At 67.2% G+C, this 18,937-nt stretch carries 15 protein-coding genes; 5 read left to right on the top strand and 10 right to left on the bottom strand.

The genetic code is table 11. The features are described from left to right. Positions 1-298 precede the first annotated feature (298 nt). Genes xylB through IM632_RS13365 form a run of 3 tightly spaced genes read left to right on the top strand, consistent with a single transcriptional unit; the run spans position 299 to position 5,271 of the window. On the top strand, positions 299-1,813 hold the full coding sequence (xylB, locus tag IM632_RS13375; protein ID WP_296499300.1) for a xylulokinase: 1,515 nt from the start codon (positions 299-301) through the stop codon (positions 1,811-1,813). Then, positions 1,810-3,123, top strand: a complete 1,314-nt coding sequence (gene xylA, locus IM632_RS13370) for a xylose isomerase (protein WP_296485095.1) — start codon at positions 1,810-1,812, stop codon at positions 3,121-3,123. Before xylB ends, xylA begins: the two co-directional genes overlap by 4 nt. 27 nt (positions 3,124-3,150) lie before the next feature. Continuing rightward, positions 3,151-5,271 (top strand): glycoside hydrolase family 3 C-terminal domain-containing protein, encoded by a 2,121-nt coding sequence (locus IM632_RS13365; protein WP_296485092.1) that lies wholly within the window; start codon positions 3,151-3,153, stop codon positions 5,269-5,271. Positions 5,272-5,627: 356 nt separating this feature from the next. Here the strand turns inward: IM632_RS13365 and IM632_RS13360 are convergent, their stop codons facing one another. Both IM632_RS13360 and IM632_RS13355 read right to left on the bottom strand, forming a co-directional pair. Continuing rightward, a complete protein-coding gene (locus IM632_RS13360; RefSeq protein ID WP_296518687.1) occupies positions 5,628-6,815 on the bottom strand; it encodes a DegT/DnrJ/EryC1/StrS family aminotransferase in 1,188 nt (395 codons plus the stop codon). Between the two features lie 118 nt (positions 6,816-6,933). Further along, a complete protein-coding gene (locus tag IM632_RS13355; RefSeq protein WP_296485088.1) occupies positions 6,934-7,566 on the bottom strand; it encodes an NUDIX domain-containing protein in 633 nt (210 codons plus the stop codon). Positions 7,567-7,728: 162 nt separating this feature from the next. Between IM632_RS13355 and IM632_RS13350 the strand changes: the two genes are divergently transcribed. Next, complete coding sequence (locus IM632_RS13350; RefSeq protein WP_296518686.1) at positions 7,729-9,105, top strand: cytochrome P450; 1,377 nt, start codon at positions 7,729-7,731, stop codon at positions 9,103-9,105. A gap of 10 nt (positions 9,106-9,115) precedes the next feature. Here IM632_RS13350 and IM632_RS13345 read toward each other — a convergent pair whose 3' ends face one another. Beyond that, positions 9,116-9,835 carry a methyltransferase domain-containing protein gene (locus IM632_RS13345; RefSeq protein ID WP_363278450.1) on the bottom strand — a complete coding sequence of 240 codons (720 nt, stop codon included), beginning with the start codon at positions 9,833-9,835 and terminating at the stop codon, positions 9,116-9,118. Between the two features lie 252 nt (positions 9,836-10,087). Here IM632_RS13345 and IM632_RS13340 point away from each other — a divergent pair, with 252 nt between their 5' ends. Beyond that, the gene (locus IM632_RS13340; RefSeq protein ID WP_296485081.1) at positions 10,088-10,537 is read left to right on the top strand and encodes a GDSL-type esterase/lipase family protein; all 450 of its coding nucleotides are present in this window, start codon (positions 10,088-10,090) and stop codon (positions 10,535-10,537) included. 669 nt (positions 10,538-11,206) lie between these two features. Here the strand turns inward: IM632_RS13340 and aspS are convergent. The 7 genes from aspS to IM632_RS13305 all read right to left on the bottom strand — a co-directional run bounded on the left by aspS (position 11,207) and on the right by IM632_RS13305 (position 18,650). Next, entirely contained in the window at positions 11,207-12,535 is a 1,329-nt protein-coding gene (gene aspS / locus IM632_RS13335; protein ID WP_296534709.1) for an aspartate--tRNA(Asn) ligase, read from the bottom strand. 324 nt (positions 12,536-12,859) lie between these two features. Continuing rightward, positions 12,860-14,260 (bottom strand): dihydrolipoyl dehydrogenase, encoded by a 1,401-nt coding sequence (lpdA, locus tag IM632_RS13330; RefSeq protein ID WP_296485073.1) that lies wholly within the window; start codon positions 14,258-14,260, stop codon positions 12,860-12,862. A gap of 10 nt (positions 14,261-14,270) precedes the next feature. Then, entirely contained in the window at positions 14,271-15,518 is a 1,248-nt protein-coding gene (locus tag IM632_RS13325; RefSeq protein ID WP_296485071.1) for a pyruvate dehydrogenase complex dihydrolipoamide acetyltransferase, read from the bottom strand. Next, positions 15,515-15,913: a GFA family protein gene (locus tag IM632_RS13320; RefSeq protein WP_296485068.1), complete on the bottom strand. Its 399-nt coding sequence runs from the start codon at positions 15,911-15,913 to the stop codon at positions 15,515-15,517. The genes IM632_RS13325 and IM632_RS13320 overlap by 4 nt, the downstream gene beginning before the upstream one ends. Continuing rightward, entirely contained in the window at positions 15,910-17,265 is a 1,356-nt protein-coding gene (locus IM632_RS13315; protein WP_296521334.1) for a pyruvate dehydrogenase complex E1 component subunit beta, read from the bottom strand. Before IM632_RS13315 ends, IM632_RS13320 begins: the two co-directional genes overlap by 4 nt. Then, positions 17,262-18,308 (bottom strand): pyruvate dehydrogenase (acetyl-transferring) E1 component subunit alpha, encoded by a 1,047-nt coding sequence (pdhA, locus tag IM632_RS13310; protein WP_296521338.1) that lies wholly within the window; start codon positions 18,306-18,308, stop codon positions 17,262-17,264. The genes IM632_RS13315 and pdhA overlap by 4 nt, the downstream gene beginning before the upstream one ends. A gap of 45 nt (positions 18,309-18,353) precedes the next feature. Next, complete coding sequence (locus IM632_RS13305; protein ID WP_296480808.1) at positions 18,354-18,650, bottom strand: septum formation initiator family protein; 297 nt, start codon at positions 18,648-18,650, stop codon at positions 18,354-18,356. Positions 18,651-18,937 lie beyond the last annotated feature (287 nt).

Here is an 18,937-nt window from a genome sequence, read left to right as displayed (position 1 = left end):
TAGCGGTAGAGGGCGTCGATCGCAGCCGCCACCAGACGCTCGCGGGTTCTGCCGGATCGCTGGGCCTGTGTCAGACGGGCGGGAGGGGCCGTCATCGTTGCACTCCTGCGGCGCCCGCGAGCCTGGCGGGCGTCTGCGCCAGGCGTCGGGTCCTTCGGTCAGTCCTGCGAGTCACGGGTCCCTCTCTGATCAGCTTCAGATACAAACAGGATTGACTGTTTGTTTTCAAGGTGGCTTCCCTACACTCACAAGCGTTGGCGCGCACCCGCCGACATCTCTCCGATGAGGAAAGGCCTGCATGGCGCTCGACGCTCCAGTGGGCCTCCCGGTCCGGGAGGCGGCTGCCTTTGGAGGTCTTGGAGTGGTCGTCATCGGTCTGGATCTCGGCACCTCGGGCGTGAAAGCCGTCGCGGTCGACAGCGGCGGCGTCATCCAGGCGCAGGCGACGACGCCCCTCGCCGTGAGCCGGCCACAGCCGCTCTGGTCCGAGCAGGATCCGCAGGACTGGATCGCCGCGGCCGAGGCCGCCATCTGCGCCCTGCCTGAGGCGATTCGACGACGCACCCGGGCGATCGGGCTCTCAGGCCAGATGCATGGAGCCACGCTCCTCGACGTCCGGGACAAGGCCCTTCGACCGGCCATTCTCTGGAATGATGGCCGCTCCGGCCGCGAGTGCCGGGCGCTTGAAGCCGCCGCCCCCGACCTTGTGGCCATTACCGGCAACCGCGCCATGCCGGGCTTCACGGCTCCGAAGCTGGCCTGGGTTCGGGCGCACGAGCCGGAGGTCTTCGCCGCAACCCGGCGCGTCCTCCTGCCGAAGGACTATGTGCGCCTCTGGCTGACGGGAGAGACGGTCAGCGACATGTCGGACTCGGCAGGAACGCTCTGGCTCGATGTCGGGCGCCGGGACTGGTCCGACGTGCTCCTGGCGGCCACGGGCCTGACGCGGGACCACATGCCCCGGCTGGTCGAGGGCTCTGCGGTCTCCGGGGTGCTGCGCAAGCCTGTCGCCGAGACCCTGGGGCTCCCGCAGGTTCCCGTCGCCGGCGGCGGCGGAGACAACGCCGCCAGTGCGGTGGGCGTCGGGGCCGTCGCTCCCGGCCAGGCCTTTGTCTCGGTGGGCACCTCCGGCGTGATCTTCATCGCCGACGACGCCTTCCGGCCGAACCCGGGTCGCGGGGTTCATACCTTCTGTCACGCCCTGCCCGAAATCTGGCACCGGATGTCCGTCACCCTGTCGGCGGCCAGCGCGATCGACTCCGTCGCCCGGCTGGCGGGGTTTTCCTCCACCGCCGAGGCGGTCGCCAATCTGGGCGATGGCCAGCCTGACGACCCGCTCTTCGCGCCCTGGCTGTCGGGAGAGCGCACGCCGCACAACGATCCCTCCGCCAGCGGCGTCTTCGTCGGCCTGACCCACGCCACGACCCGCGAGGCGCTGGTGCGGGCGGCTCTCGAGGGGGTCGCCTTCGCCCTGGCCGATGGGTTCGAGGCCCTCGGTTCGCCCCAGGTCGAGGCGCTGAGCGTCGTCGGGGGCGGAACCCGGATCGCCGGGCTGGGCCCCCTGCTCGCGGCCGCCCTCGGCCGGCCTCTCGTATACCGCGACGGGGGCGAGACGGCCGCGGCGCTCGGCGCCGCCCGCCTGGCCTGGATGGCGTTGGAAGGAGAGGTTGCAGAGCCCCTGCGCCGCCCCGGGCAAGTCCTGCGCGAACTGACACCGGACAAGGAGCTGGCCGGTCGCCTGGCGCTCCGGCGCGCCGTCTGGCGCCGTCTCCACCCCGCCCTTTCCCAGACCTTCCAGGAGCTCAGCCCATGACCACGATTTTCTCCGGGGTTCCGCCCATCCGGTTCGAGGGGCCGGACTCCGACAATCCCCTCGCCTACAGGTACTACGACGCCGACAGGATCGTCGCCGGGCGCCCGATGAAGGACCACATGCGCTGGGCGGTCTGTTTCTGGCATTCGTTCTGCTTCACGGGCATGGATCCCTTCGGCTGGGCGACGCTTCCGAGACCCTGGATGGCCGGTCCGGTGGACCTCGCCGCGGCGACGGAGCGCCTCGACGCCGCCTTCGACTTCTTCTCACGGCTGGGCGCGCCCTACTTCACCTTCCACGACCATGACGTGGCGCCGCACGCTACGACGCTCCGCGACCTCATTGACGGCATGGCGCGCATGGAGCCGCTCATGGCCGAGCGCATGCGGAAGACCGGGGTCAGCTTGCTCTGGGGCACGGCCAACCTGACGGCCCACCCGCGCTACGCCGCCGGCGCCGCCACTAATCCGGATCCTGAGGTCTTCGCCTGCGCGGCCGCGCAGGTCCATGCCTGCCTGGAGACGACCCATCGGCTGGGCGGGGAAAACTACGTGCTCTGGGGCGGGCGCGAGGGCTACGACACCCTGCTCAACACCGACATGCGCCGCGAACTGGATCAGTACGGCCGGTTCCTCGCGATGATCGTCGAGCACAAACACAAGATCGGCTTCAAGGGTGCGATCCTGGTCGAACCCAAGCCGTATGAGCCGGCCAAGCACATGTACGACCGGGACGCCGCAACCTGCGCCGCCTTCCTGCGAACCTATGGCCTGGAGGGCGAGGTGGCGCTCAACATCGAAGCCAACCATGCGACCTTGGCCGGTAACAGCTTCGAGCACGAGGTGGCCACCGCCATCGCCCACGGCGTCTTCGGTTCGATCGACCTCAACCGCGGGGATCCCCACAACGGCTGGGACACCGACCAGTTCGCCATGGATGTCGGCGAACTCACCCTCGTCTGGCGCCGCATCCTCAAGGCCGGCGGCCTGCGCACCGGCGGTTTCAACTTCGACGCCAAGATCCGCCGGCAATCGGTCAGCGTGGACGATCTCTTCCATGGGCATATCGGCAGCGTCGACGCCCTCGCGCGCGGCCTCCTCGCCGCCGCCGACCTGGAAGCGGATGGTAAGCTCGACACCTTTGTCAGCCAGCGATACGCCGGCTGGGAGGGTTCTGAGGGCAAGGCGATCCTGGCCGGTCAGGTCAGCCTGGCGGATGTGGCCCAGGCCGCCCTCACCCGGAATGTCGAACCCCAGCCGGTCTCGGGAAGACAAGAGTTTCTTGAGAACTACGTCTCACGCTTCGCCTGACAAACTCCGCAAGCCAAGGAAAACCCGATGTCCGACTACGCCCCGGAAAAAGGTCTCTCCCCCTCAGAGCAGGAGGCGCGGATCGACGCCGTCCTGGCGGAAACGACGATGGCGGAAAAGGTCGCCATGATGTCGGGGCGCGGCTTCTTCGTACAGTACGCCAAGAGCGGCAGGCGCTGGGGAAGCGAACCCTACGCCGCCGGCGGAGGGTGCGAGCGCCTCGGCATTCCACCCCTCTTCTTCACGGACGGGCCGCGTGGCGTCGCCCGGGGCCACTCCACCTGCTTTCCCTGCTCCATGGCCCGGGGGGCGACCTTCGATGTCGACCTGGAGCGCCGCATCGGCGAGGTCATGAGCATCGAGGCGCGCGCCCAGGGGTGCACCCTCTCCGGCGCAGTCTGCATGAACCTCCTGCGCCACCCGGGGTGGGGGCGCGCGCAGGAGACCTACGGGGAAGACCCGCACCATCTCGGAGAAATGGGCGCCGCCCTGGCTGTCGGGCTGCAGACCCACAATGTCATCGCCACTGTGAAGCACTTCGCGGTGAACTCCATTGAAAACGTCCGCTTCACGGTCGACGTCCGCTGCGACGGCCGCACCATGCGCGAGGTCTACCTTCCCCACTTCAAGCGCGCGATCGACGCCGGCTGCGCCAGCGTGATGAGCGCCTACAACCAGTGGAATGGCGTCTATTGCGGACAGCACCGCGAGCTCCTGACGGACATCCTGCGCGGCGAGTGGGGCTTTGACGGCTTTGTGCATTCGGATTGGATCTACGGGCTGAGGAATGTCTACGCCGCATCCGCCGGGCTGGATGTGGAGAACCCCGAGCCCCTGGTCTTCGGCGACTCGCTTCTGGCCGCCGTCGAGGCCGGCCATATAGAGCCCGGCGTCATCGACACCGCCTGTCGCCGCATTCTGCGCACCCAGTACCGTTTCGCCTGCGCGGAAGACCCGCTCGAGGCCTACACGCCCGACCTGGTCGCCAGGCCCGAGCATGTGGCGGTCGCGCTGGAGGCGGCGCGCAAGTCCGCCGTTCTGCTGAAGAACGACGGAATCCTGCCCTTCGACCCGGCCCGGGTGCGCAAGCTCGCCGTACTCGGCCGTCTCGCCGACAAGGAAAACACCGGCGACTTCGGATCGTCGCGCGTCCACCCCGCCTACGTGGTCACCCCGGCGGAGGGTCTGCGCCGTCGTCTGGGAGACGACTCCGTCATCCTGGCGGAGGAAACGGACCTGCCTGCGGTTCGCAAGGCCTGCGCCGAAGCCGACGCCGTTGTCGTGATTGTCGGCCGTACGCACGAGGACGAAGGCGAGTACATCCCGGGCGGCGGCATCGATCTTGGCCGTATCGACAGCCCCGGCCTCAAGGCGGTGACCCGCGCCCAGTCCACAAACGGCAATGGCCCCGACATCGGCGGAGACCGCGCCGACCTTGACCTGAGCCCGGACCAGGTGGCGCTCATTCGGGAAGCTGCGGCCAGCGGAAAGCCGGTGGTGGTGGTGATCATCGCAGGGTCTGCGGTGATGGTCGAAGACTGGGTCGATACGACGCCGGCCATCCTTCAGACCTTCTACGCCGGCATGGAGGGCGGAACGGCCCTGGCGGAGCTTCTGTTCGGCGACGTCTCCCCCTCAGGGCGCCTACCCTTCAGCGTTGCGCGGTCGATCGACGACTATCCCTTCTTCGACAGGACGGCCCGCCAGATCGAGTACGCCCCCCTGCACGGATACACCCTTCTGGAACACAAGGGCGTCGCTCCGCGGTTCGGGTTCGGCCACGGCCTCAGCTACGCCGAGTTCCGCTACCGGGCCCTGAAACTGCGCCGTGAGGCGGGCGGAATCGAGGTCCAGGTCAGCGTGCGCAACGCCGGCGTCGTGACCGGGGATGAGACCGTCCTCGCCTTTGTCCGGCATCCTCCGGGCGCCCTGGAAGGCCCGGACCGTCTGCTCCGGGCCTTCACCCGGGTGACCCTGGCTCCCGGTGAGCAGAAGACCCTCCGGCTGCACATCCCCCTCGATGCGCTCCGCCAGTGGGACCCGGCGACCCGGGAATGGGTCTTCTTCCCCGGCCCCTACAAGGTCTGCCTCCAGACCCGCGAAGGCGAGCTCATGGAAAAGAGCCTGACGCTGGCCCCCGCCGCCTGATCCTCGCCCCGCGTCAAGGGAGCAATGGCTCCGTAATTCCTCCCCCTTCCAGGGGGAGGTGGACCGCGAAGGCGGGCCGGAGGGGGTTTGCGGAGGGGCCGTTGCCCCCTCACCCCGCTCCGCGGGGAGCTCCCCCGCAGGGGAGCAATGGCTCCCTAATTCCTCCCCCTTTTGAGGGGGAGGTGGCGCGCGAAGCGCGGCGGAGGGGGAACGCCGGCGCCAGTGCACCAGTTTCCAGGATACCAAATGGAAGCAAGTGAGCGTCAATGATTGTGCTGTCACCACACGCTCTGATCCCCGAGGCTCCAGACTTCAGGCCAGTGAAGGGAACGGCTGGGCTGCACTTGCGAGACCACCTACAGCTGAATTCCGGCCAGCTCCGAACGCCCCGCATAGTCGCACAAGGCGGAAATGAGCCTCCTGCGCGCTCCAGCAGACAATCCGGCAGGATGCGGAAGATACACAACAGACTCGAGCATTCGGGCCGCGACCGGTGTTCGTCCGGGAGTCTCGGCGCGGAGGCTGGTTGTACCGCGCGTCGCATCGAATCCATGGGATCGCAAGAAGTCCAAAGCCTCTTCAGGCTTCCTGCAACAGATCGCGAGCAGCCAGTAGGCATGCCGCTCTGCATGCTCGCCAACTTTCATGAACTCGGGGGGCAACTGCGACAGAAACCCAAGACAGGCGGACTGTCTCGATGAAGCGTCCTCCGCTGTATTGATCTGGTGCGCCATCAGCACGACCAAGCGACCCGGCGGCTGGGCGCGAATCGACACGGCAAGTGAGGGACCGGAAAAGCCCCGAGCCGCTTCTCCAATGACCTTTTCGGGGTCGTTGCCGCTGATCCGGACCAGCTGCAACAGCGCTCCATAAATCGGCGGAAGGGTCAGCGCCTTCAACAGGAGGTACTTGAATGCGCGTCGACGCAGCCAGCTCTCGCTTCTCATCTCGTGGCTGGCCAGACGTGCCTCGACTCGCGCAGCAAGGACCCGATCGCGGAAAACGCCAACCCCTCCACCCAGCGCAGTTCGACGCTTGATCGGACCGAAGCTGAAGAGGGTCGCGTCGGCATTGGCGTCGCCAGTGTACGACCGGTCGGCAAAGGCTTGCGCTGCATCCTCGAGAACGAAAACGCCACGCTCTCGCAGGGCAGATGCGTCATGCAGAGGGCTGACCGACCCATAGAGTTGGGCCTCGACGCAAATCCTGGCGCCACTCTTGGCTTGTGCATCCAATAGTGCACCCGGCATCGGCGCCAATGTTGCAGGATTGATATCTACGGGGATGATCTCAAGTCCATACAATCGCGCAAGATCAAACATGTTCTGGATGTTGACCCCGGACATGATGATCTTGGCGCCTGCCGGTAGGGCCAGCTCCGCCAGGAGAGCGTCGAACAGCGTCCGCGCCGACAGTCCGATTACTCCGCGCCTACCGCCCCAACCGCTCTCTACGAACCTACGTGCACGGGCCACGCGCGCGCGAGACACGGGCAGCCCCGCGGCCGCCCACAGAAGGGAGGCCCACCCGATGTCGAACTTCAACCGGCTGTGCATGTCAGATCGTTCTTCCAGTCATGCAGGCAGACCGCATTTACGGCACACCAATACCGCGCGTCCCACGAGTGCAAGGGAACGTCAATGCGTGCCCCGAAGCCGGGCTTCACACCAACAGCGCCGGTCTTTGACTCTGCGCGCATCGCAACAGGGTCGCGCTCCAGTCCGGTAGCTCCCGCAAGGCCCGGGCGACCGAAACGAGGCTCGAGCCGACTTCGCTCTGGGTCATGTCCCGGGCGGATCGGTGAAACGAAAGACCCTCCGCCACGAAGATGGGATTGAGGAATCCCGCCGCCGGTAACCCTGGCGGCGGCGCATCAACATGCTGGACATGCTCGAACCCCAGCGGCCTGAGCGCACCTAGTCGCCAGCCACACTCCTCCAGCACCTCCCGCCTCACCGCCTCCTCGACGGTCTCACCCGGCTCCAGACGCCCCCCTGGCGTGATGTGGCGATAGCCATCGCGCTCTCGCACCACAACGACGGCCCGGCGCCGCAACACCAGGGCCCGCGCTGACCGGACCAGGGCCACCGGCAGGGCTCGATCCGAGATGTAGGTCCGCGCCACCACAGGTGCGTGGACATAGTTCCCCTTCCGCTCGGCGACGGGCGTCACGTCGGCCAGCGACGCAGCGAAGGCCTCGGCCAGATGATCGAGGTCTGGGGATGGTGAAACCGTCACCTGAAGAGGATAGGCGCCGTCAACCTGCCCCTGCAAGACATGACGACTGGACCCCATGCACTCCCCCACAAGGACAGGGCGCAACGGGTCTTGAGGTCCCCCCCCCCCCTTGCCGGGGATCTACGGCCGCAACACCTCACACGAACAGCCATGACCCTCGTCAGCGTCGATGATTGGGGGTAGGCTGCGCGCCTCTACGGTTGTCTCGGAACCTCTCAGATGTCTGCAATGGGGCCTGCCCAGGCGGAAGCGCCGTTTATCCCCGCAGCCGTCATTCCGCCGCAGACAGATCCGCCATCCTGGTTGCTGGCGGCGCGCGCGCCCTTCAATCAGATCGAAGGCTGGCCAAGAGCGGTCTTCGAAGGAGACGCCTACCGCCCGCCGTTTCCGGGAATGCCCCTGTTCGTTGTGGAGCCACAGGCCATACGGACAGTCCTGCTGGATGCCGCACAAGACTTTCCGCAGGGTGAACTGCTCAAGCGCATGATGCGACCGGCCTGGGGAAGAGGTCTTTTCACGGCTGAGGATCGAGACTGGCGATGGCAACGGCGCGCGACGGCGCCAGCCTTTCGTCCGGCCGAGATGGCGGGGCTGGCCCCATTGGTCAGCGGCGTCGCCGACAGGACTGTGGACGCCTGGACCGGGTCAGGACAGGAGAACCTGATCGACATCCCTTCGGAGATGACGAGGCTGACCTTCGAGGTCATCCTCGACACCATGCTGTCCGGTGGTGAGGACTTCGACCGCGCCGCGATGCAGTCCCGGATCAAGTCCTTTCTCGTGGACATCGGCAGAATGCGCGTCAGCTACTTCCTGGCGCCGGATGCCTACCATGCATCGCGACCGGACGCCCGTTCCGCACACCGCCAGCCCCTGCTGAACGACATCAGACGCATGGTTTCCCGCCGCCGGGGCTCGGCCTCCCGCCCCGACCTGGTCGATCTCCTGCTCCAGGCTCGCGACCCGGAGACGGGCCAGGGGATGGACGATGATCTGCTCGCCAATAACTTGCTCGGGTTCATTGTGGCTGGCCACGAAACCACGGCGCTGGCCCTGACCTGGGCGCTCTACCTGGTCGCCATGCATCCCCCGACCGCCGCGCGAATCCGGGACGAGGTGACTAAGGTTGCGGGGACGAAGGCGATCGACGCCACTCACGTCGATCGATTGGTGTTTACCCGCCAGGTTCTCAGCGAGACCTTGCGGCTCTATCCCCCGGGGTTCCAGCTCACCCGGGTGAGCCGAAAGCGAACGGAGCTGGCGGGATTTCCGGTACAAGCCGGATCTCGCGTCATCATCCCAGTCTACGCGCTTCATCGGCATCGAGGCCATTGGGCTAACCCCGACGCCTTCGATCCCGACCGGTTTGCGCCGTCGGCGCCACAGCCCGATCGCTTCACCTATCTGCCCTTTGGCGCCGGTCCTCGCATCTGCCTCGGCGCCGCCTTCGCGATGATGGAAGCGGTGACGGTCCTGGCAAGCCTCGTGCGGGCCATCGACTTCACCGTCGTCTCACCCCACCGGGTGCGGCCGGTCGCCAGTTTCGCCCTGCGCCCGGCGGGTGGATTGCCCATGTCGGTCCGAAGAATTCGATGAAGGGCCGGGCTTAGGGCGCCCTGGCTGTAACGATCCAGACCCCTGCCCGGAGTTCTGGACCGTTGGGGCCGTCTCTTTCGCGTAACGCATCCTCAAGCGCCAGGGCGGCCTTGCGCATCAGATGCGGACGGTCGCGAAGAATTGCGCCCACGGCGCCGACCCGAGTGCAGACATCCACCATCTCCCGAAGACTCCCGCTATGGACCCTCACGTCCCTGGAGGTGATCTGGACATCCAGAAATCCCGCCTTACCGAGGATCCGCCGAAGACTCTCCGCCCTGGAGAACGAGAACCAGCCCGAAATTGCCGTCTTGCTCACAAGATCCGGCGGCAGAAGCGATGCGACGGCGCGAAGCGGCAGGTAATCCAGCTCGTTCTGGCTCAGGTCGCGCCAGCAGACGAAACCAAGGCGGCCGCCGGGACGCAGCGCACGGAGAAGATTGCGAAAGGCCCCGGTCGCATCGTCAAAGAACATGACGCCAAACCTGGAGAAAATCGCGTCGAATGACCCTTCTGAAAAGCCATATCTTTGAGCATCGCCGCAGATGAAGTCGACATTGTCCGGGTTCCCTCCATCGCCCCGCAAAACGTCGATCGCGTCAGGGAGGATGTCCAATCCAACAACACGTCCTGAAGGCCCGACTCGCTTGGAGAGAGCGATCGGCGTGCCTCCGATACCGCAGCCAACATCGAGAACACGATGCCCCTCAGAAACGTCCAGGGCCTCCATTGCAGCGCGCCCCAGCGGCTCCAGCTGCCGCTCAAGTGGTTCCCGGATTTCAAGCCAGGTTCGGACGCGGGAATGGGGGTTCATGGATGTCGCGACCTGATCTCATTCCTCAGCGATGCTGATGCGCCGCCAGACTGTTCCGTAGGGGTCAGGGGCACAGGGCTGGGGTGACAGTGACCCCTACGTCAATGATACACGTAGCGACGAAGGATCGTCACTTTGCGCCAAACAAACGTCTTTCCGGGGCAGAGATTGAGGCTGGAGACCCTCAATATGCGGATTTGCTTCTTCGGCGACAGCTTCGTCGACGGTACTGGCGATGGGCGGCTGGTGTTTTCCTTCGGCCTAAACGATCTGGCTCCGGATGATGAATTCGGCAGGCCACGTGTCTCCGAGGGCGCTTCGCTTCAGAACGCGCACGATATCTTGTCAGAAGCCTCAGCATGGCGCCCCACGCTCATGATGGGCCCACTCCCGGTGACCTCAAGTCAGCCTCGTAACGACCAGACCAGATCGTACTCCGAACACTTGAAGGGCTTGTGCGCCAGCCTCGGCGTCCCCTTCTTCGACGCGGTCCCATTCGCTGCGGAGGTCTATGAGACGTGGCGAAGGGAAGCCGATGCTGGAGATGGCATTCACCCAAACGCCGAAAGTTACACCGCCTTCGCCAGCGCCATCCACGCATGGTGGCCGTGGCGATAACGACCCGGAAGTCGTGTTTGGTCGCCCTGCAGACAAACGTCGGGTCCACCCCGGCCCGGTCGGGGCGCGCCGCCCCCCTCACCCCGCTTCGCGAGGAGCTCCCCCGCAGGCGAGCAATGGCTCCCTAATTCCTCCACCTCTTGAGGGGGAGGTGGACCGGGGCGCAAGCCCCGGGACGGAGGGGGCTGCCGAGCCGCCGCAGCGCCCCCTCACCCCGCTCCGCGGGGAGCTCCCCCGCAGGGGAGCAATGGCTCCCCAATTCCTCCACCTCTTTCAGGGAGAGGTGGCGCGCGAAGCGCGACGGAGGGGGCTGCCGAGCCGCCGCAGCGCCCCCTCACCCCGCTCCGCGGGGAGCTCCCCCGAAGGGGAGCAATTGGCCGCTCCAATTCCTCCCCCTTCCAGGGGGAGGTGGCGCGCGAAGCGCGGCGGAGGGGGTCAACACCGCCTCAGCAAGCCCCCTCTCCCCGCTCCGCGAGGAGCTCCCCGGCAAGCGAGCAATGGCTCCCTAATTCCTCCACCTCTTTCAGGGGGAGGTGGCGGGCGTCAGCGCGACGGAGGGGGAATTCCGGCGTCTCTTCGATCGCGCCCGGGGCATGGCCCAACGCCCACGCTCCCACGCTCCCACGCTCGCCCTCAGCGACATGTCCCCGGAAATCAACGCAAGGCGGCTCAAGGCGTCAGACGTGTCGGGGACCGGCTCAGAAAGGTCACCTCGCGGATACTGGACCTTTGGAGCATCACCATCAGCAGCCGGGCGAGTCCGACACCCATGCCGCCGTGCGGCGGGCAACCGTAACGGAAGAAGTCGATATAGCTGCTCAATGGCTCCAGATCGTAACCGCGCTCCACGGCCTGGGCCTTGAGCGGGTCGTATCGATGCTCCCGCTGGGCGCCCGTCGTGATCTCTATACCCCTCCAGAGCAGGTCGAAGCTCTGCGTCAGGTCAGGCCGATCCCTGTGACGACGATGATAGAAGGGCCGGGCTGTCACCGGATAGTCGGTCACAAAGACGAAGTCGTGGCCATATTCGCGCGCCACGTGCGCCGACAATCGTCGTTCGCCCTCGGGGTCCAGGTCGTCCGTCTTTGTCGGCGTATGGCCTGATGCCCTGACAATGGCTTGTGCCTCCTGCAGGGACACCCTTGGGAAGGGCCTCACAGGCACGTCGATCCGCACGCCCAGGCGCTCTTCCAGCGCCTGCCCATGAACGTCGGCCACCTGCGTCAGCACCTCGACCAGCCAGTCTTCCTCCAGCGCCATCAGATCCTGGTGGGAGTCGGTCCAGGCGACCTCCATATCGATCGACGTAAACTCCGTCTCATGGCGGGCGGTGAAGGACGGTTCGGCCCGGAAGGCCGGTCCCACCTCGAAAACCCGTTCAAATCCAGCCGCCATCGCCATCTGCTTGTAGAACTGCGGCGACTGCGCCAGGTAAGCGGTCCGGTCAAAGTACTGAACCTTGAACGCCTCGGCCCCGGACTCACTGAATGTCCCCATGAGCTTTGGCGAGTGGATCTCAATGAAACCTTTCCGCGCCCAATAGGCGCGCATGGCCTGTTCAAGCGTGGTCTGCACTTCGAAGACCAGTCGTTGCTCAGGCCTGCGCAGGCTCAGGACCCGCCAGTCGATCTGCTTCTCGAGCGAAGAATCCACGGCGACCGGGAGAGGCGTCCCCGCGAGGCTGTGGACCACGATGTCCGCAGCCTCGATCTCAAGGCCGTTCAGCTTGACCGAAGCCGCCTCCCTCACGGTTCCTGTCACGGTGACGGCAGATCCTGGGGTCAGGGCCCCCAGCCGCTGAGCCAGCCGGTCATCTGCACCGGCCTTCTCGTGAACGACCTGCACCGCCCCTCCGTGACGGTTCAGAATGAGAAACTGCATCCGCTTCTGATCGCGGAGGGTCTCAACAGAGCCGTCCAGGGTCACGACCGCGCCGATATGGCGGCGGAGGTCCTCGATGGCCGGGTGGGTCGTTTGGCGGTCTCGTATCGGTTCCATGTCACCTCCAGAGAGGCCGACCGATCTGCGGCGCCAAAGAAAAAGGCCCCGCCGATTGGGGGGCCTTGTGATCCTTGCCTGCTGTCTTTAGCTCAGCGCGTGCAGAGACCCTCGACCCCGGTGGGGCCGTTGTTATTGGTCGAAAACTGCAGCAGCGCGGACATGAGTTAAACGTGCCACCAACCGCTGTGACTGACAAGGGCCTGAACCCCCTCCCCGGGGCCTGGCCCGGAAATCTCCCAACGGGAGCCTCTAACCCCTTCTCATTCCTCCCTCTTTCAGGGGCAGGTGGCGCGCGAAGCGCGACGGAGGGGAACTCCGCCCTCAGACGTGCAGCGCCCTGCCAAAGGCGTCCAGCGCGGCTTCGTGCATGCCTTCGCTGATCGTCGGGTGCGGGAAGACGGTCGCGAAGAGGTCGGCCTCGGTGGCTTCCAGGGTCATGGCCAGGGCGTAGCCCTGGATCATCTCGGTGACATCGGCGCCGATCATGTGGGCGCCGACCAGGGCGCCCGTCGCGGCGTCGAACACCGTCTTGACGAAGCCTTCGGTCTGGCCCGCCGCGATGGCCTTGCCATTGGCGCGCAAGGGAAAACGGCCAACCTTGACCTCCAGGCCCCTGGCCTTCGCCTGGGCCTCAGTCAGCCCCACGGAGGCGATCTGTGGCGAGGCGTAGGTACAGCCGGGAATGGGCGCGGTGAGGCCGGAGGGCTTCAGGCCGGCGATGTGCTCCACGCAGTGCACGCCCTCGTGGCTGGCCTTGTGCGCCAGCCAGGGCGGGCCGGCCAGGTCGCCGACGGCCCAGAGGCCGGGAACGCCCGTAAAGCCGTGGGAATCCGTGACGACGTGGGTCTTCTCGATCGTCACGCCCAGGGCTTCCAGCCCCAGGCCCTCGACATTGCCGACAATGCCCACGGCGACGATGGCGACGTCGGCCTTCAGGGTCTCGGGGGCCCCGCCGGCCTCGATGGTCAGCTCCACCCCCTTGCCGCTGCGGGCGAGGCGGCGGACCGAAGCCCCGGTCCGGAAGGCGACGCCGCGGGCCTGGAAGGCCTTCTGCGCCGCCGCCGAGACCTCTTCGTCCTCCACAGGCAGGATGCGCGGCAGGGCCTCAACCACCGTCACTTCCGAGCCCAAGGCTCTGAAGAAGCTGGCGAATTCGATCCCGATGGCGCCCGATCCCACGACCAGGAGGGAGGTTGGAACCCGGTCCGGGACCATGGCCTCGCGGTAGGACCAGACGCGCTCGCCGTCGGGGGCCAGGCCCAGGTCCGGCAGTGTCCGCGCCCGGGCGCCCGTGGCCAGGAGGACGTTGGCGGCCTTCAGGACCTGTTCTCCACCTGCCTTCAGGGCCACCCGGACGAGCGGCGCCGGGGCGCCCGCCTCCAGCCGCGCCTCCCCCTCGATGACCGTGATCTTGTTCTTCTTCATCAGGAAGGCGACGCCGGCGTTCAGCTGGCCCGCCACCTTGCGGGAGCGGGCGACCACGGCGTCGAGATCAAAGCCCACCTTCTGGGCGCGCAGGCCGTAGTCCTCAAGATGTCCAAGGGTTTCAAAGGTTTCCGCCGACTTCAGCAGGGCCTTGGTGGGGATACAGCCCCAGTTCAGGCAGATCCCGCCCAGCTTGTCGCGCTCCACGATGGCGGTCTTCAGGCCCAGCTGGGCGGCGCGGATGGCGGCCACATAGCCCCCCGGGCCGGCGCCGATGACGACAAGGTCGAAGTCCACGGCGGCCCCCCTAGACGATCATGGTGACGGGCTCTTCGATCAGGGCCCGGAAGGCGGCCAGCCAGCGGGCGCCGATGGCGCCGTCAATGACCCTGTGGTCGCAGGTCAGGGTCACGGTCATGAGGGTGCGCGAGACCACCTGGCCGTCGCGGATCACCGCCCTCGCCTCGCCGGCGCCCACAGAAAGGATGGCGCCCTGGGGCGGGTTGATGATCGAGCCGAACTGGCGGATCCCGAACATGCCGAGGTTTGAGATGGAGAAGCTACCCCCCTGGAATTCCTCGGGTTTCAACTTCCGGTTGCGGGCCCGCTCGGCCAGGTCCTTGGCCTCCTGGGCGATGTCCGCGAGGCCCTTCTGCTCGGCCCTGCGGAGGATGGGCGTGATCAGCCCGCCCTCCACCGCCACGGCCATGGAGATGTCGGCGTGCCGGTGCAGGGCGATGCCTTCCGGCGTGAAGGAGGCGTTGGCCTCGGGAACCTGCCTGAGGGCCAGGGCGGCGGCCTTGATGACCAGGTCGTTGACGCTGACCTTGATCCCCCGGGGCTCCAGCAGGCCGTTGATCCGGGTGCGGGCCGCCAGCAGGGCGTCGATCTCGACATCAATCGTCAGGGGGAAGTGCGGGATATCCCTTGCACTTTCGGTCAGACGTCGCGCCACCGTCCTGCGCATGCCGTCCAGCGGGACCAGGGTGTAGCTGTCGTCCGGATAGCCCAACTGGGCCAGGCTGTCGGCGGGGACGGACGCCGGCGCAGGGGCCGCAGCGGTCGCCTGCGCGGCGGCTCGCGGGGAGGCCCCGGCCGCCTCGACATCGGCGCGGATGATCCGGCCGTGCGGCCCCGAGCCGGTCAGGGTCGCGAGGTCCAGGCCCCGCTCAGCCGCCAGTCGGCGCGCCAGGGGAGATGCGAAGATACGCCCGGAACCCTTTGCCAAAACAGTTGATTCCCTTACCAGCTCGGGACGTTGAGGCGCTTGGGCGGCGACGGTCGGGGGTGGCGATGGGGCGGCGACCGGGGCGGCGCCCTCGCCCGACAGCCGGGCGATGGGCGTGTTGACCTTCACCGCCTCAGTCCCCTCGGCGACGAGCAGGGCCTCGACGACGCCTTCATCGACGGCCTCGACCTCCATGGTCGCCTTGTCGGTCTCAATCTCGGCGACGACATCGCCCGACCGGACGGAATCCCCAACCTTTACAAGCCATTTGGCGAGGATGCCCTCCTCCATGGTCGGGGACAGGGCGGGCATGAGGATGTCGGTCATGGCGCGGCCTCCCGGGACAGGTGGGCCAGGCTGGCGGCGTTGGCCTCCCAGTTCCGGCCGTCGAACTCGGTGACGTCCATGTTCACCGCCTCGTCCAGGCAGCGGGCGTTGACCGACCAGCCGTCCGGGTTGGAGCGCGGGCGGTAGAAGCTCTTCACCCCGCAGGTCCGGCAGAACAGGTGCCGGGCGACGCCGGAGTTGAAGGTGTATTCCACCAGCTCGCCCTCGCCCCGGACCAGGCGAAACCGGTTCTCCGGCACGATGAGGTGGATGAAACCGACCTTCGAACACATTGAACAATTGCAGGAATGGTCCTCAGGCCTCTCCGGAAGAGCGACCTCGAAGCGGACCCGGCCGCAATGGCACCCGCCGGTCTTGAAGGCCAGGGCGCTCACCGGTAGCAGACCTTGAGGGCCGCCTCGACGATCCGATCCACCGACGGCAGGGCGAGGGCCTCGAGATTGGCGGCGTACGGCAGGGGCGCGTCGGCCTGGGCGATCCGCAGGGGCGGGGCGTCCAGCCAGTCGAAGGCCTCGGCGGCGACGAGGGCGACGATCTCCGCCCCGACCCCCATGGGCGCCCAGCCCTCCTCGACACTGACGATCCGGTTTGTCCGACGGACGCTCTCCAGGATGGTGGCGTGGTCCAGGGGCCGGAGGGTCCGAAGATCCACGACCTCCGCCTCAACCCCCTGTTTCGACAGGATTTCTGCTGCCTCAAGGGCCAGGCCCACCATGCGCGAATGGGCGGTCAGGGTCACGTCCCGGCCTGGCCTGCGGATGAGCGCCTGACCGATCGGTACGGTCCAGTCCGGGTCGTCCGGGACCTCGAACTCCTGGCCGTAGAGCATCTCGTGCTCGAGGAAGACCACCGGATTCGGGTCGCGGATGGCGGCCTTGAGCAGGCCCTTGGCGTCGGCGGCGTCGTAGGGCGCCACCACCTTCAGTCCGGGGACATGGGCGTACCAGGCCGAATAGTCCTGGCTGTGCTGGGCCGCCACCCGGGCCGCCGCGCCATTGGGGCCCCGGAAGACGATGGGACAGGTGATCTGCCCGCCCGACATGTAAAGGGTCTTCGCCGCCGAATTGATAATATGATCAATGGCCTGCATGGCGAAGTTGAACGTCATGAACTCGACGACCGGCCTCAGCCCCGCCATGGCCGCCCCGACGCCGAGGCCGGCGAAGCCGTGCTCGGTGATGGGGGTGTCGATCACCCGCCGGGCGCCGAACTCCTCCAGCAGGCCCCGGCTGACCTTGTAGGCGCCCTGGTACTGGCCGACCTCCTCGCCCATCAGGAAGACCGTCTCGTCCCGGCGCATCTCCTCGGCCATGGCGTCGCGCAGGGCGTCGCGAACGGTCGTCCGGCGTCCCGACACCGTCCCGACAGGGGGGGTGGGAGCGTCTGGCGCCCGCTCCGCAGGCGTCGCCTGTACAGGGGGGGTGACCTTAGGGACGGCAGGGGGGGGTATGGGGGGGGTAACCGGAGGGGGAGACGGTGTCGCGCCAGCCCCGGCGGAGAGGCGGGCGATCGGTGTGTTGACCTTGACCTCCTCGGTCCCTTCCGGAACCAGGATGGCCTCGATGACGCCTTCGTCGACCGCCTCGACCTCCATGGTCGCCTTGTCGGTCTCGATCTCGGCGATGACGTCGCCCGAGCGGACGGCGTCGCCGGCCTTGACGTGCCACTTGGCGAGGGTCCCCTCCTCCATGGTGGGCGAGAGGGCGGGCATGAGGATGTCGCTCATCGCCCCGCCCCTACATAGATGTCGGTGAAAAGCTCGGCCGGGTCCGGCTCGGGCGAGATCCGGGCGAACTCGGCGGCGTCGGCGACGATGGCGCGGACCTCGGCGTCGATGGCCTTGAGCGCCGCCTCGTCGGCCCAGCCCTTCTCCGTGAGCAGCTCCTGCACATGATCGATGGGGTCGCGGTTGCGGCGCACCTCTTCGACCTCCTCGCGGGTCCGGTACTTGGCCGGGTCGCTCATGGAGTGGCCGCGATAGCGGTAGGTCTTCATCTCCAGGATGTAGGGCCCCTGCCCCGACCGGGCGTGCTCGGCGGCCCGGGCCGCGGCGTCGCGCACGGCGACCACGTCCATGCCGTCCACCTCCTCGCCGGGAATGCGGAAGGAGGCGCCGCGCCGGTACAGGTGGGTCTCGGAGGAGGACCGCTCGATGGAGGTGCCCATGGCGTACTGGTTGTTCTCGATCACGTAGACGACCGGCAGGCTCCAGAGCTCGGCCATGTTGAAGCTCTCATAGACCTGGCCCTGGTTGGCCGCCCCGTCGCCGAAGAAGGTGAAGGAGACCGCGCCGTTCGACCGGTAGCTGTTGGCCAGGGCCAGCCCCGTGCCCAGGCTGACCTGGGCGCCGACGATCCCGTGGCCGCCATAGAAGCCGGCCTCGGTGGAGAACATGTGCATGGAGCCGCCCTTGCCCCGGGACGAGCCCCCCGCCCGGCCGGTCAGCTCGGCCATGACCTCGCGCGGGTCCATGCCGCAGACCAGCATGTGGCCGTGATCGCGATAGCCGGTGATGACCTGGTCGCCCGGCCGGCGCACGGCCTGGATGCCGACGGCGATGGCCTCCTGGCCGATGTAGAGGTGGCAAAAACCGCCGATCAGGCCCATGCCGTAGAGCTGGCCGGCGCGCTCCTCGAAACGGCGGATCAGCAGCATTTCGCGGTACCAGGCCAGGAGCTGGTCGCGGTCGACCCCGCCCGTCACCGCACTCTGAGAGGCGGCCGGGCCCGCCGCCTTCCGCGTCTTCCTTCCGGCAGCTGGACGCGCCATTCGCTACTCCCCTGAACCGCCCGGACCGGCCGGACGAAGGTCCCTTCAGGACCCTCCGCGGATCACATAGTCCCTCGGATCGGCGAATCCCAGCAGCGCCCGGGCGCGCTCGTCGAGAAGATCGGCGGAAACCGACTCGTCCTTAAGCAGCCGCGCCCGCGTTTCAAGCTCCTGGCGCTGCCGGGTCAGGCTCGCCAGCTGGGCCTGACGGTCCGTGAGGGTCTGGTCGCGCTCGCCCGTGGACAGGATGCCCCGGTCCCCCGTCAGGGCGTGGAAGCCGAAATAGAGGATCAGCAGGCAGAGCGCCGCCGTCGTCCAGTAGGTGCGCAGGGTCTGTAACACCGGGTCACGCGACTCGCAGGTTGATCCGAAAGCTCACCCTGCCCTGCCCGGATTAACTTTGCGTTTCCGGCGCCAGGTGAACCGCCGTGGCGCCCCTCACCCCGCTGCGCGGGGAGCTCCCCCGCAGGGGAGCAATTAAGATACTGCAATTCCTCCACCTCTTGAGGGGGAGGTGGACCGCGTAGCGGGCCGGAGGGGGTTTTCCGAACCGCCGTGGCGCCCCCTCACCCCGCTGCGCGGGGAGCTCCCCCGCAGGGGAGCAATTAAGATACTGTAATTCCTCCACC

Source organism: Phenylobacterium sp. (assembly GCF_020402505.1).
GTDB lineage: Bacteria > Pseudomonadota > Alphaproteobacteria > Caulobacterales > Caulobacteraceae > Phenylobacterium.
The sequence above is the reverse complement of the archived record's forward strand: the minus strand, read 5'-3'. Positions and strand labels throughout refer to the sequence as shown.